General features: G+C 55.2%; 13 protein-coding genes. 8 read left to right on the top strand and 5 right to left on the bottom strand.

What is annotated here, in order from left to right:
* Nucleotides 1-42: 42 nt before the first annotated feature.
* Entirely contained in the window at nucleotides 43-1,590 is a 1,548-nt protein-coding gene (locus Z948_RS0117510) for a phosphate ABC transporter substrate-binding/OmpA family protein (RefSeq protein ID WP_025060838.1), read from the bottom strand.
* A gap of 157 nt (nucleotides 1,591-1,747) precedes the next feature.
* Entirely contained in the window at nucleotides 1,748-2,452 is a 705-nt protein-coding gene (locus Z948_RS0117505; RefSeq protein WP_156023552.1) for a hypothetical protein, read from the bottom strand.
* Between the two features lie 549 nt (nucleotides 2,453-3,001).
* Between Z948_RS0117505 and Z948_RS0117495 the strand changes: the two genes are divergently transcribed.
* Together Z948_RS0117495 and Z948_RS19050 are read left to right on the top strand one after the other, a co-directional pair.
* On the top strand, nucleotides 3,002-4,360 hold the full coding sequence (locus tag Z948_RS0117495; protein WP_025060836.1) for a DUF3179 domain-containing (seleno)protein: 1,359 nt from the start codon (nucleotides 3,002-3,004) through the stop codon (nucleotides 4,358-4,360).
* A 187-nt stretch (nucleotides 4,361-4,547) separates the two neighbouring features.
* A complete protein-coding gene (locus Z948_RS19050; RefSeq protein ID WP_162171783.1) occupies nucleotides 4,548-4,700 on the top strand; it encodes a hypothetical protein in 153 nt (50 codons plus the stop codon).
* 3 nt (nucleotides 4,701-4,703) lie between these two features.
* Here Z948_RS19050 and nqrM read toward each other — a convergent pair whose 3' ends face one another.
* The gene (gene nqrM / locus Z948_RS0117485) at nucleotides 4,704-4,952 is read right to left on the bottom strand and encodes a (Na+)-NQR maturation NqrM (RefSeq protein ID WP_025060835.1); all 249 of its coding nucleotides are present in this window, start codon (nucleotides 4,950-4,952) and stop codon (nucleotides 4,704-4,706) included.
* A gap of 19 nt (nucleotides 4,953-4,971) precedes the next feature.
* The gene (locus tag Z948_RS0117480; RefSeq protein ID WP_025060834.1) at nucleotides 4,972-6,009 is read right to left on the bottom strand and encodes an FAD:protein FMN transferase; all 1,038 of its coding nucleotides are present in this window, start codon (nucleotides 6,007-6,009) and stop codon (nucleotides 4,972-4,974) included.
* A gap of 184 nt (nucleotides 6,010-6,193) precedes the next feature.
* Between Z948_RS0117480 and Z948_RS0117475 the strand changes: the two genes are divergently transcribed.
* From Z948_RS0117475 to nqrF, 6 genes are read left to right on the top strand one after another with little or no spacing between them, the layout of a single operon-like run.
* Nucleotides 6,194-7,540 carry a Na(+)-translocating NADH-quinone reductase subunit A gene (locus Z948_RS0117475; RefSeq protein WP_025060833.1) on the top strand — a complete coding sequence of 449 codons (1,347 nt, stop codon included), beginning with the start codon at nucleotides 6,194-6,196 and terminating at the stop codon, nucleotides 7,538-7,540.
* 3 nt (nucleotides 7,541-7,543) lie between these two features.
* Nucleotides 7,544-8,743 carry an NADH:ubiquinone reductase (Na(+)-transporting) subunit B gene (locus Z948_RS0117470; protein ID WP_025060832.1) on the top strand — a complete coding sequence of 400 codons (1,200 nt, stop codon included), beginning with the start codon at nucleotides 7,544-7,546 and terminating at the stop codon, nucleotides 8,741-8,743.
* On the top strand, nucleotides 8,736-9,557 hold the full coding sequence (locus Z948_RS0117465) for a Na(+)-translocating NADH-quinone reductase subunit C (protein WP_025060831.1): 822 nt from the start codon (nucleotides 8,736-8,738) through the stop codon (nucleotides 9,555-9,557). The genes Z948_RS0117470 and Z948_RS0117465 overlap by 8 nt, the downstream gene beginning before the upstream one ends.
* A complete protein-coding gene (locus Z948_RS0117460; RefSeq protein WP_025060830.1) occupies nucleotides 9,557-10,210 on the top strand; it encodes an NADH:ubiquinone reductase (Na(+)-transporting) subunit D in 654 nt (217 codons plus the stop codon). Before Z948_RS0117465 ends, Z948_RS0117460 begins: the two co-directional genes overlap by 1 nt.
* On the top strand, nucleotides 10,210-10,818 hold the full coding sequence (nqrE, locus tag Z948_RS0117455; protein ID WP_025060829.1) for an NADH:ubiquinone reductase (Na(+)-transporting) subunit E: 609 nt from the start codon (nucleotides 10,210-10,212) through the stop codon (nucleotides 10,816-10,818). Before Z948_RS0117460 ends, nqrE begins: the two co-directional genes overlap by 1 nt.
* Nucleotides 10,819-10,831: 13 nt before the next feature.
* Nucleotides 10,832-12,055 carry an NADH:ubiquinone reductase (Na(+)-transporting) subunit F gene (gene nqrF, locus Z948_RS0117450; protein WP_025060828.1) on the top strand — a complete coding sequence of 408 codons (1,224 nt, stop codon included), beginning with the start codon at nucleotides 10,832-10,834 and terminating at the stop codon, nucleotides 12,053-12,055.
* A gap of 105 nt (nucleotides 12,056-12,160) precedes the next feature.
* Here nqrF and Z948_RS0117440 read toward each other — a convergent pair.
* On the bottom strand, nucleotides 12,161-12,778 hold a 618-nt coding region (locus Z948_RS0117440), incomplete at its 5' end, for an amidohydrolase family protein (protein WP_025060827.1).

The following is a 12,778-nucleotide window of genomic DNA, read 5'->3' as shown; positions in this document are numbered from 1 at the left end:
CGAGGCGCGCGTTGTGCCTAATTGATAGAGAGAGCAGCGAACCTATCGCAGCCACACTTCAACGCGTCGGTTGCTTTCGCGCCCGTTGGCCGTGTCGTTGCACCCCACTGGCGCAAGCGGGCCATAGGCCGACGTGGTAATACGGTCGGTTAGGGCGCCGCCACCAGGGACCGCGATCAAGGCGTCTTTTACGCTGGTTGCACGCAGCAGGGCCAAACGTTCGTTCAGGTCATACCGTCCGACATTGTCGGAAAAGCCGATGACAAGGATCTCGCGGTTGGCGGCTTCTTCGCTGTTTAGATAGGCGACCATGCGCTCAAGGTCGGTCCGTGATTTGGTATCCAGATCGGAAGAGGCAGAGGTAAAGCGGAAGGTGGTGGACAGGCGATCAGCGGTTGCCAGATCGCGGGCAAAGGTCTGAACAACCCCAAGGGTGTCTGCGCTGGCTGCCGACAGGATCGCCGAGGTCATCCGTGTGCCTTGCAGGCTGACGGGCTGTGTCACGATTGTTTGCCCGACAAAGCCTAGCTCTTCGATCAGGGGCTGGGCCTCTTTCGAGGACATGTAATCAACAAAACCTGCTTTGAACGGTTCCTGTTTTTCGTCGGCTGTATAGGCATAGACACGCTGGCTGAGCGGGTATTCTTCGGCTTTGATCGCGAAATCGCTGGCATAGGCGAGGGGGCCGCAGGATTGGCGGATGGGCAGAACTTCACCGCCGCCGCGCCCTGACAGGCTGGTGACTGTGATGGCGTTGACGTCTTCCACCACGGCTGCGGCTGCTTGGCTTTCGCTTTCGGCCCGTTCGGCGGTGCGGCGCAGGCGGATGCGGTTTGGCTCTAGCACCAACTCACCCAAGGCCTGATCCAAGGAAGACCCCTCAGCAGGGAGGAGCATGCGAATAGGGGCATCATCACCACCCAGTTCCGCCCAGTTTGTGATCCGGCCCCCTGCGATTTGCGCGAGGTTTTCCAAAGAGACGGATCGAACCGGATTGTCGGGGTGCACAATCGGCACCACCGCATCCAGCGCAATCACCCGTTCGCGGGCCTCATCGCGCAGATCAACCTGACCGTTGGCGATGTTCGCCTCGGCGATGGCTGCAGGCACCAAAGTGGTGGAGAGGAACATATCAACCGACCCTGCGCCGAGCTGTTCAAATCCGGCTTCGATGGGTTGCACGTTGATATCGACAGTGCCTGCCGCGTTAGCGCCTGTGCTATCGGCAAGTTCGATGCGGGTTTGGGTATCGCTGGATTGCTCTGTCGGCGCACCGCTTAGGCCCTTTGTCGAGACAAAGCCGCCCACCAGTTTTTGCAGCAACTGTGATGTGTTGGCCGCGTTCGCTGCGATCGACAATTCAAGATCAGAGGCAACAATCGGGCATCCCGCGCCTTCGCAGGTGGTCCATTCCCGTGACAGGCGCAATTCACCAATGCTGGTTTCCAAAACGTAAGTATCATCGTCAAAGGACAATAATTCACCCACAATCGACGTTGCGCCATCGGGGCTGGAGATTGTCACTTGTTCAGCAAAAGCTGCGAAAGGCAGCATGGCTAGACATGTAGCAGCGGCAAACGTGTGTTTCATTCGAAGCGTTCCGTTTTTAGTAAGAGCGACGGTTAAGCAGCCCTCGATTTTGTCGTTGCCCTTTTAGGCAATTTTCTTTGGCGGGGTCGGCATGCGACCCCGAAGGGGCAGGGCGCCGAGGGGCGCCGCAAACCCAAACACTTTTAAACAGGGCGCTTCACAGCGCGTCTTTCATCAGGTCCATCAGGATCGAGTTCCCGTCGAACGACCCATCGCTGCGCTGTGCTGCGCTGCCGATCGGGATCAAACCGTCGGCGGCCGCAAAAGCGAGAACCTGTTCAATCCGGCCTTGGTCATCAGCATGGTCAGGAAAGACAAGGCGCGTCTGCGCTGTAGTGCCATCGGCGGCGCCTTCGGGTTTAACGAGGATGAATTTGCCCGCGTTAGCAGCGGCGGTCAGTTGGTTCACCCCGCGAATAGCATAGGCCAGCGTTTCAAAACGCCCCTCATCCGCAATCGTTTTCTGGGGCGCTACTTTTGGCGCTGAAGCCGTGGAGATGATTTTGCGCAAAGCATCCAAGGTGCTTTCGCTTGCGGCGTCGCTGGCTGGGGCAGGGGTAGGCGCGGGGGCTGGCTCTGCTACGGCGGCTGCTTGGGTTACGGGTTGGGGTACTGGCGCAGGGACCTGTGATGGCGTTGGCGCAACAGACAACAGTTCAAGGTTGGAGGCCCGTGTGGCTGTATCGGTTTGGTTGGCCATCTGAATGTTTTCCAAGGCCTGTGCCATTTGGGCCAGCTGGGCCTTTTGGTCCTGCCATTGCAAATAGCCGTAGGTTACGCCGATCCCAATGGTAAAGGCGGCGCATCCAGCCATGAACAGGGGCAAAATTCGCGGCTTTTGCGTGTGTGGTTGTCTGTTCATATCTAAAAAGCTCATTGTCTTTTTTGTCCTTGTTTTGTCGGACCCGGTGCCTGCCATATGGATTACAGATACAATAAAGCGCGCAGGAAAGGTGGGCGTAAATTTTGTTGCTCGGAGAGAAATCCGAGTTTAATGAGTTGCGCAGCGCAAAAGGATTACCCTTTGCGGTGGCGTCAAAAAACGGCGCGCATCATCTGCGCGTTCACTGAATATCTCCCCAAATAGGTACACCCAAATCTTGCGGCAGCAAATCGTAGATACTCTACTGGTGGTGTAGCTAACTATTTATAGGCATTTGAGTGCATGGGGGTCAAAGTCAAATTACGGGAATTTGTGCGCTCTGGTGCAACTGCTTGTAGAAGTTAACAAAAATTAACCAATTAACGCTTTGAAGGCGGCAAATCAGGCTGGTGGCTTGCCCCATTACAGGTGTTTTGGGCCGATTTTCACCCAGCAGCGCAAATATGCGGTGCCTGATACAATCGTGAAGCCGCAAAATTGCGATTTGGCGTAGGCTCTTTTGAACAGTCCCATGGCACAGGAGCTTATATGTTTCGCCACCTTTTCACTCTGGCGATTGCAGTTTGCATTTCGTCGAATATCGTTTGGGCGCAAGAGCGTGCGCCATTACCTGATTATGTGATCGCAGAGTTTGGCACGCCACCAGCCATTCCAACCGGACCGCTGGCGGAACCTGTTGTTGATGCGCTGGAAGAGGTTCTTGAATTTGCGATGAACCAAGCAGATTGGAACCCCTCAAATACGGGTGGGTTTGATACTGTTGTACAGGCCCAAGATCCGCGGCTGGTTTGGGCGATTACCGATATGCTTCGGTTTGCGTGGCGCCCCGAATTTCGCGCTGCCTTGGCAGATGCTGCCGAGGGTATTCTGGACATGTCTTTCAAAAGCGGAACACAGCGGGCGGATATTATCAATCGGCTGATGGCATGGGATATGCCGGCCTATCCTGGATATCTTGGCCATAAGCGCAGTGTCTTTACCAACTATATACTCGGGTGGGAAAACATTTTCGTTGAGGGGGATATCGCGTGGCACCTTGTGGATTGGGGGGGCGTCAACATCGACGCAAGGCCATTTGACGCAACCGATGAGGTTTGTGATTGCATCCCCGCTGCCGATAACCCGCAGGTCAGTTCCGCCGCTGAGGCAGACTGGCTAAAGGATAGCGATATCGTTTTTGGTGTGGTCATCAACGGCGAGGCGCGCGCCTATCCGCGCCGGATCATGGAAGTGCGAGAGATGGTGAACGACACGCTGGGGGGGCGAGATATTGGCATTCCATACTGTACTCTTTGCGGGGCCGCGCAGGCCTATTTCACCGATCATTTACCCCGCGGAGTCGAACGCCCCATCCTGCGCACATCGGGTTTGCTGATCCGTTCGAACAAAGTGATGTATGATCTTGTGACGCAGTCGGTCTTTGACACATTCCTTGGCAAAGCAGTCACTGGCCCCTTGGCCGAGATTGGGTTGCAGTTAAAGCCAGCCACCGTGATCACATCTGATTGGGGCACATGGAGGGCAGCGCACCCTGAAACGACTGTCCTTATAGAGGATTTGGCGCTGGGGCGTGACTTTAACTTGCGCGAAACCCGCGATGCCCATGGCCCTATTTTTCCGGTGGGTGACGTCGACCCGCGTTTGCCCGTGCATGAGGACGTTATCGGCGCTGTCACCTCAGACGGCACGCCCATAGCCTTCCCACGCGCGCGGGCCATGGCCGCTTTGACTGCGGGGCAAGAGGTGGTGTTTGGGGATGTGAGATTGGAAAAATATGCGGGCGGCATACGTGCGCTGCGTTCAGATGGGTCGGATTTGGGGAGCCATCAATCCTTTTGGTTCGCATGGTCGCAGTTTCACCCGCAGACGATGTTATGGGCGGGGTGATCTGTGAAAGGGTAAGCGATGCCTTGGTGCGCATAATCCGAATTATGTTAAAGTAAAGCCCAACAACAACCACAGCGAACCCGATAGGCCATCCTGTTTCGTTGGCCCTGCACAAATCATTGTGTTAGGCGTGTTTTCTGGGCGAAAAATTTGGGAAAAAACTGTGCCGGAATTAACTTTATCACATATGGCTGCAACGCTGATTTTTGTTGTCGCCTGTTGGTGTGGGCACCGATACCGATATGTCTGGAAGGCCGAAGGCCCGACGTGGCAGCTTTGGGTTTATGGGGTCGCGGCGGCTGTCGGGCTTTTGATGCTGGGATTTATCCCGATCGTTTAGGGATTAGCCGCTGACGGCTTCTTCGTCTTCCATGCTTTCCAGCATCTTGCGGGCACGCGGACAAGTAAGGCGCTCCCGCAGGGGGCTGTCGGGGTCGATGTCTTTTTTGCAGACCAGACATTGATCCGCGTCCGAGATCGCATTCAACCCGCCACAGCTGCCTTTGATGGTGCGCCCTGCAAACATAACGCCTGCCGCCATCCCCAACATGATGAGCAGCAGCAGGCCAAAGGTGAACAAAAAGGTCGCCATCAAAGTTGCCTTTATAAGGTTACGCGCTTCGGAGTGCTGTAAAGCGCGCACTTTCAGTTGTTGTAAAGCCGGCGCCGTTCACATCTGCTTGGGTGAAGAGAACAGCAATGCCTTCGCGTTCGGCCAGCGCCAGACCTTCTTCTTGGCCCATCACGTGCAACGCAGTGGCCCAAGCATCCGCCAACATCGCGCTTTCGGCCAGAACCGTTGCGGATTTGGTGGTGTGGGTTACCGGATGTCCGGTGCGTGGATCAATCAGGTGGGAATATTCGGTACCGTCCACTTCAAAGAAGTTCCGGTAATCACCGGATGACGCCATACCAAGGTTGGCAACAGATACACGATCCAGCAGGCCGCGGGTGTTGGCGTCTGGTGTTTCGATCCCGATCTGCCACGCGCTGCCTTCGGCGTTGTACCCAGCGGCGTATAGATCACCACCGATTTCGATCAGATAGTTTTTCACGCCGATCTTTTCCAGCTCGCGCCCGATCAGATCCGCGCCAAAGCCTTTGCCGATGGCTGAGAGGTAGACGTTTACGTCATCCTGTTTCTTCTGTAGCGCAGCTGAGCCCACGCGCAGCGTGTTCCCATGGCCGGAACGCTGCGCCGCCATTTGAATATCTTGGGCGCTTGGCACGTTGTGTTTCGAATCATCCCCGCCAAAGCCCCACAGCTCGATCAAGGGGCCGACGGTTGTGTCAAAGCTGCCGCCGCTGGCGATATGAACCTGCTCGGCTGCTGTCATGACCTCGGCCAGCTCAGGCGAAATCTGCTGCTCATCGGTGCTTTTGCTGGCGTTGAAACGCGAAATCTCTGAGGTCTCGTCCCAGTTGGACATCTGTTTGTTTACAGTCGCCAAAGCCGTGTTCACAGCGTTCTGAACCTCTGCCTCACCAACCGCGCGGGGCGCATCAACAACCGTAAGGCTGAATGTCGTCCCCATGGTCAGGCCTGAGAACTTTAGGATTTCATCGCCCAGCTTGCAGGCAGAAAGCCCAACAGCGCAAAGCGGCATTACGATGAAATTACGACGTGATAATCCGATTGAACGAGACACTTTAGATCCTCAATTTTCTAGTCGGGCGTGCTCTAACACAACATCACATGTGGTGTCTTGTTCAAAGTGAAGTCTTTTCATTGGAAAATTACTAGGCTATCGACCACTCGCAAATCAGCTTGGCACATTTTGTAGAAACCAAGATGCGCTAAGAGATAGAAAGTCCGACTCAACGAGGTCCATTTTGCAGAATTTTTTGCTTAAGAAAGGTCTGAATGTTTCTATTTCAGGCGTTCTGAATGACGAATCCATCAAAGATACAACAGTCAAAACCGTTGCGATCCTTGGGGATGATTACATTGGGCTAAAGCCGCGATTGTCGGTTGCTGTTGATGATCCTGTCGTGGTCGGGACACCCATTTTCACCCATAAAGACACGCCGCAAGTTCAGGTTGTTTCGCCCGTTTCGGGGCGAATCAAAGCGATCAACCGTGGCGCGCGCCGCAAGTTGATCAGCGTCGAGATTGAAGTTGCTGCTGAAAAAGCGGGCGATGCGATTAATTTCTCAGCAGTTGGCGATGAAAAAACACCCGAGGGTTTGGCCGAACGCCTGTGTCAGGCGGGTTTGTGGACGTCATTCCGCACGCGCCCTTATTCAAAGGTTCCCGCCCCCGAAACACGCCCTGCCGCGATTTTTGTGACCGCCATGGATACCGATCCATTGGCCGCCAACCCTGCCCCGATCATTGCAGAAAATGCCGCCGCGTTTGCCCGTGGCGTCACCGCGATTTCGCAGCTGTCCGAGGGTAAAACATATGTTTGCCACGCAGGCGAAAACGACATTGCAGTTGGTGACAGCAGCAGCGTTGAAACCGCTGTTTTCTCTGGCCCCCACCCTGCGGGCCTAGCTGGCACACACATCCATTTCCTAGAGCCGATCCACGGTGACAAAACGGTCTGGACCATCGGCTATCAGGATGTGATTGCGGTTGGTCGCCTTTTGGAAACTGGCCAGTATGACGGCGAACGGATCATCAGCGTCGCGGGGCCGATGTGCGGCGAGCCGCGCGTGGTGCGCACGGTTGTTGGGGCCTCGATGGCCGATATCGCCGCGCCCGATCTTGCAACGGACACGCCTGTTCGGGTGATTTCTGGCTCGGTCCTCAGCGGCACGATGGGCGCAGGGGAAACAGGGTATCTAGGGCGCTATGCGCGCCAGATCACGCTGATCGAAGAAGATCACAAACAAATCCCGATGGGTTGGATCAGGCCGATGATCAGCAAATATGCTGTGCAGCCTGTTCTGGGCTCGGCGCTGGCGCGCGGCTTGTTCCCGCTCACGTCCAACCTGAACGGCGGGCGCCGCGCCATGGTGCCGGTTGGCACCTTTGAGACGCTGATGCCGCAGGATTATCTGCCGACACAGTTGTTGCGTGCGCTGATTACGATGGACACCGATCAGGCTCAGGCGCTCGGCGCGATGGAACTCGACGAAGAAGACCTGAGCCTTGCAGGGTTTGCCTGCCCAGCGAAATACGAATATGGGCTCGCCTTACGTGACTGCCTGACAATCATCGAAAAGGAAGGTTGACCCATGGGCCTGAGAAGTTTTTTTGATAAAATCGAGCCTGATTTCTTAAAGGGCGGGAAATGGGAGCGCTATTTTCCAATCTATGAGATGGTCGAAAGTTTCATCTACACGCCAAAGACCGTAACCACCGTTGCGCCGCACGCGCGGTCTTATGTCGATATGAAACGCATCATGACCTATGTCGTGCTGGCGACCATTCCTTGTATTTTGATGGGTCTGTATAATGTCGGCCTGCAAACAAACACGGCCATCGCGGCCTATGGCCCTTCTGGGTGGCGTGCCGCAGTGATTGGGGCCTTGGGCATCGGGTTTAACCCTGCCAATCCGCTGGCCAATATGCTGCACGGCGCGATGTATTTCATACCGATCTACCTGACCACGCTGATCGCTGGCGGTATTTTTGAGGTAATCTTTGCCACCGTGCGCCGCCATGAGGTGAATGAGGGCTTCCTTGTGACCTCTATGCTTTATGCGCTGATCCTGCCAGCAACCACGCCGCTGTGGCAGGTTGCGCTAGGCATCGTTTTCGGTGTGGTCATCGGCAAAGAAGTCTTTGGCGGCACCGGTAAGAACTTTCTCAACCCTGCGCTGACGGGGCGGGCATTTTTGTATTTTGCCTATCCTGCGCAACTGTCTGGCGATTCCGTTTGGGTGCCTGTGGATGGTTTCACGGGGGCAACGGCCCTCGCTGTGTCGGCATCTGACGGCTATCAGGCGCTGGCCGCACAGGGCCTCACATGGTGGGACAGCTTTATCGGCTTTATGCCTGGATCAATGGGCGAAACATCGACCATCGCGGCGATTATCGGGCTGTTGTTCCTGCTGGCGACCAAGATCGCCAACTACCGCATGATCGTTGGCTGCCTTGCGGGCATGATCGGGTTTTCGCTTTTGCTGAACGCTATCGGTTCCGAGACGAACCCGATGTTTGCCATGCCTTGGTACTGGCACCTTGTTGTGGGCGGCTATGCCTTTGGCCTTGTCTTTATGGTGACCGAGCCCGTTTCGGGATCCCATACAAATGCGGGCCGCTATATTTACGGGGCGCTGATTGGCTTCATGGTGGTGATGATCCGCGTGATCAACCCCGCCTTCCCAGAAGGGATGATGCTGGCAATCCTATTTGGTAATGTCTTTGCGCCATTGATTGACCACTTTGTCGTACAAGCAAACATTCGTCGGAGGGCAAAACGTCATGTCTGAAGAAAACACAAACGTAGTCGTCGCGCCAAAAGGTCCGATTGGCCGCTTTTTAGCCCTGCCAACAGATTCGACACCGAAAACCGTTTTCGTGGCGGTCACGCTTTGCCTTGTTGCGTCGATGATCGTGTCCGCCGCAGCGGTTGCCTTGCGCCCGCTGCAAGAGGTGAACGCGCTGAAGGACAAACAGATCAACATCCTTCAGGTGGCTGGCATCTACGAAGAAGGCGCAGACGTGGTTGAATCCTTTGCCGCTTTTGAGCCACGGGTTCTTGAGCTGAGCACAGGCGATTTCACGGATCAGTTTGACCCCGCTGTCTTTGATGACCGCGCGGCCGCCAACGATCCTGCGACATCAATCGCATTGGCCGATGATCCAGCCGGCATCGTGCGCCAAGGTAAATTCGTGACAGTCTACATTCTGCGCGATGATGCGGGTGAAATAGACAAGCTGATCCTGCCCGTTCACGGCTATGGCCTGTGGTCGACCCTATACGGGTTTATCGCGCTGGAAGAGAACGGCAACGATATCTTTGGCCTTCAGTTTTATGACCACGCCGAAACGCCTGGTTTGGGCGCCGAAGTGGATAACCCGCGCTGGAAAGCTCTTTGGAACGGTCAGCGCCTGTCTGATGACGAAGGCACCCTGCACATCAGCGTTTCAAAATCCGCCCCTGCGGCGGGGGATGAATATCACATCGATGCCCTTGCGGGCGCGACGCTCACGACCAATGGGGTCCACAACCTGGTTAGGTTCTGGATGGGTGAGGCCGGTTTCGGCCCCTTCCTTCAGAAGCTCAAAAAAGGAGAAATCTGATGGGACAAACCCGTAGAAAAATGTTGATCGACCCGCTGGTCGATAACAACCCCATCACCTTGCAGGTTCTCGGGATTTGCTCGGCGCTGGCGGTGACCTCATCGTTGAAAGTGGCGCTGGTTATGGCGATCGCGGTAACATTGGTGACGGCGTTTTCGTCGATGTTCATCTCGATGATCCGCAACCACATTCCGGGTTCGATCCGGATCATTGTGCAGATGGTCATCATCGCGTCTTTGGTTATTCTGGTTGACCAGATGCTCAAGGCCTACGCCTTTGAGATTTCAAAAACCCTGTCGGTCTTTGTGGGCCTGATCATCACAAACTGTATCGTTATGGGCCGCGCCGAAGCTTTTGCCATGAAGAACGGCCCCATCGACAGTTTCGTTGACGGCATCGGCAACGGGCTGGGCTATGGGCTGATCCTTATGCTGGTCGGCATCATCCGCGAGCTGTTTGGTTCGGGCAGCCTGATGGGTATCACCATTTTGCCAACGGTCAACAACGGCGGATGGTATGTGCCAAACGGCCTGCTGCTGCTGCCGCCATCTGCGTTCTTTATCATCGGGCTTTTGATCTGGGCCTTCCGCACATGGAAGACAGAGCAAGTCGAAGAGCGTGAATATAAAATTCAAGTAATGGATGCACACTGATGGAAGGTTTGATTTCAATCGCCGTAAAGGCAATCTTTGTCGAGAACCTCGCCCTGTCGTTCTTTTTGGGGATGTGTACGTTCATCGCTGTTTCCAAAAAGATCTCAACAGCCTTGGGTCTGGGTATTTCGGTTATGGTGGTGCAGGCGATTACGGTGCCTGCCAACAACCTGATCCTGACCTATCTGCTGGCACCGGGTGCACTGGCATGGGCAGGTTTTGCAGAGGTTGACCTGACGTTTCTTGGCCTGATCTCATATATCGGCGTCATCGCGGCGCTGGTGCAAATCCTAGAGATGGTTTTGGATAAATATTTCCCGCCGCTCTATAACGCGCTGGGTGTTTTCCTGCCGCTGATCACCGTGAACTGTGCGATCCTTGGCGGGTCTTTGTTCATGGTTGAGCGGAGCTATAATTTCCCTGAATCGGTGACCTATGGCATCTCTTCAGGCTTTGGCTGGGCCCTTGCCATCACTGCGATGGCTGGTGTGCGCGAAAAGCTGAAATACTCCGACATTCCCGATGGCCTTCAGGGTCTAGGCATTACTTTCATCACGGCTGGCCTGATGGCTATGGCGTTCATGTCTTTCTCTGGCGTGAAACTCTAAAAGGGAAACTCAGATGGCAACCTTTGGCCTTGGTATCTTACTTTTCACAGCAATCGTTATCGCGCTTGTTGCAATTATTCTCGCCGCGCGCTCCAAGCTGGTCTCGACGGGGAACGTCAACATCACCATCAACGGTGAAAAGACGATCTCGGTTCCGGCTGGCGGCAAGCTGCTGCAAACCTTGTCTGAACAAAAACTGTTTGTTCCCTCGGCCTGTGGTGGCGGCGGTACCTGCGCGCAATGTCGCGTAAAGGTCCATTCTGGTGGCGGGTCGATCCTGCCCACCGAAGAGGGCCATATCACCAAACGCGAAGCCTCTTGCGGTGATCGCCTGTCCTGTCAGGTTGCGGTGAAACAGGACATGGACATCGAAGTCCCCGAAGAGGTGTTCGGCGTGCAGAAATGGGAATGCACCGTGCGTTCCAACGACAACGTCGCAACCTTTATCAAGGCGCTTATTCTGGATTTGCCAGAAGGCGAAGACGTCAACTTCCGCGCGGGTGGCTACATCCAGATCGAAGCCCCAGCGCATGATCTGAAGTATTCCGAATTCGATGTGCAGGAAGAGTACCGCGAAGATTGGGACAAATTCAAACTGTGGGAATATGAATCCCATGTGGAAGAACCGATCGAGCGCGCCTACTCCATGGCCAACTATCCGGATGAGCGCGGCATGATCATGCTGAACGTGCGTGTTGCCTCCCCGCCTCCTGGTTCGGTCGGCATCCCTGCGGGCAAAATGTCGTCCTATATTTTCAACCTGAAACCAGGTGACAAGGTCACGATTTCCGGCCCTTACGGCGAATTCTTTGCCCGCGACACCAAGAAAGAAATGGTGTTCATCGGCGGTGGTGCAGGCATGGCCCCCATGCGCAGCCACATTTTCGACCAGCTCAAGCGCCTTGAAAACCGCGATCGCAAGATCACCTTTTGGTATGGTGCGCGCTCGAAACGTGAAATGTTCTTTGTTGAGGATTTTGACGAGCTGGCCAAACAGTTTGACAACTTTACATGGCATGTTGCCCTGTCAGACGCCCTGCCCGAGGACGAATGGAAAGGCTATACCGGCTTTATCCATAACGTGCTGATGGACGAATACCTGAAAAACCACCCTGCCCCAGAAGACTGTGAATATTACATGTGTGGACCGCCCATCATGAACCAGTCTGTCACCAATATGCTGATCGAAATGGGCGTTGATCCAGAAGACATCATGCTGGATGATTTTGGCGGTTAACGCCTTTGAGTGGCCCCGTCAAAATGGCGATAAAAACAAAACAACCCCGCATCTGTTGCGGGGTTGTTTGATTTTCGGCCCCTGCCCCGCTGCGGCGGTTGTGGGTTAGGTGGTCACATGCCGCCTGCGTGACGCCGCAGGGCGCCCCGCCAAAGATATCTTTGCATCCGCGCGGGGGGTTTCGCTCACCAGTTTGCCGTTCGCGACGACAAAGAGCCGTGTCGCGCGCAGGCGCAATGCTTCGATCGGGTCACCTGCGTCTAGCACCACCAACGATGCTTTTGCCCCAACCTTTAGGCCATAGTGCTCTAGCCCCATGATCTTGGCGTTTTCGTCTGTCACCATCGCAAAACATTTTCGCATTTCATCGGGGCTGGTCATTTGCCCCACGTGCAACCCCATAAAGGCAACGTCCAGCATATCGGCGGTGCCCAGCGAATACCAAGGGTCCAGCACGCAATCCTGCCCCCATCCAACCGTGATCCCATGGGCCTGCATTTCCTTTACCCGCGTCAGGCCGCGGCGTTTGGGATATGTATCATGGCGCCCCTGTAGCACGATATTGATCAGCGGGTTGGGGATGGCTCTGACATCGGCCTCGGCCATCAGCGGCAACAGTTTGGACACATAATAATTGTCCATCGAATGCATCGAGGTCAGGTGCGATCCAGCCACCCGCCCGTTCAACCCCAGCCTTTGTGTTTCATAGGCCAGCGTTTCGAT

The sequence above is a fragment of the Sulfitobacter donghicola DSW-25 = KCTC 12864 = JCM 14565 genome (genome assembly GCF_000622405.1).
Classification (GTDB): Bacteria; Pseudomonadota; Alphaproteobacteria; order Rhodobacterales; family Rhodobacteraceae; genus Sulfitobacter; species Sulfitobacter donghicola.
This window is presented reverse-complemented; position numbering and strand designations above follow the sequence as displayed.

What these genes read in the sequence shown, in the direction of transcription:
- Z948_RS0117460 (WP_025060830.1), top strand. Translation starts at nt 9,557, where the DNA reads ATGGGACAAACCCGTAGAAAAATGTTGATCGACCCGCTGGTCGATAAC.
- Z948_RS0117510 (WP_025060838.1), bottom strand. Translation starts at nt 1,590, where the DNA reads ATGAAACACACGTTTGCCGCTGCTACATGTCTAGCCATGCTGCCTTTC.
- nqrE (WP_025060829.1), top strand. Translation starts at nt 10,210, where the DNA reads ATGGAAGGTTTGATTTCAATCGCCGTAAAGGCAATCTTTGTCGAGAAC.
- Z948_RS0117505 (WP_156023552.1), bottom strand. Translation starts at nt 2,452, where the DNA reads ATGAACAGACAACCACACACGCAAAAGCCGCGAATTTTGCCCCTGTTC.
- Z948_RS0117495 (WP_025060836.1), top strand. Translation starts at nt 3,002, where the DNA reads ATGTTTCGCCACCTTTTCACTCTGGCGATTGCAGTTTGCATTTCGTCG.
- nqrF (WP_025060828.1), top strand. Translation starts at nt 10,832, where the DNA reads ATGGCAACCTTTGGCCTTGGTATCTTACTTTTCACAGCAATCGTTATC.
- Z948_RS0117470 (WP_025060832.1), top strand. Translation starts at nt 7,544, where the DNA reads ATGGGCCTGAGAAGTTTTTTTGATAAAATCGAGCCTGATTTCTTAAAG.
- Z948_RS19050 (WP_162171783.1), top strand. Translation starts at nt 4,548, where the DNA reads ATGGCTGCAACGCTGATTTTTGTTGTCGCCTGTTGGTGTGGGCACCGA.
- nqrM (WP_025060835.1), bottom strand. Translation starts at nt 4,952, where the DNA reads ATGGCGACCTTTTTGTTCACCTTTGGCCTGCTGCTGCTCATCATGTTG.
- Z948_RS0117465 (WP_025060831.1), top strand. Translation starts at nt 8,736, where the DNA reads ATGTCTGAAGAAAACACAAACGTAGTCGTCGCGCCAAAAGGTCCGATT.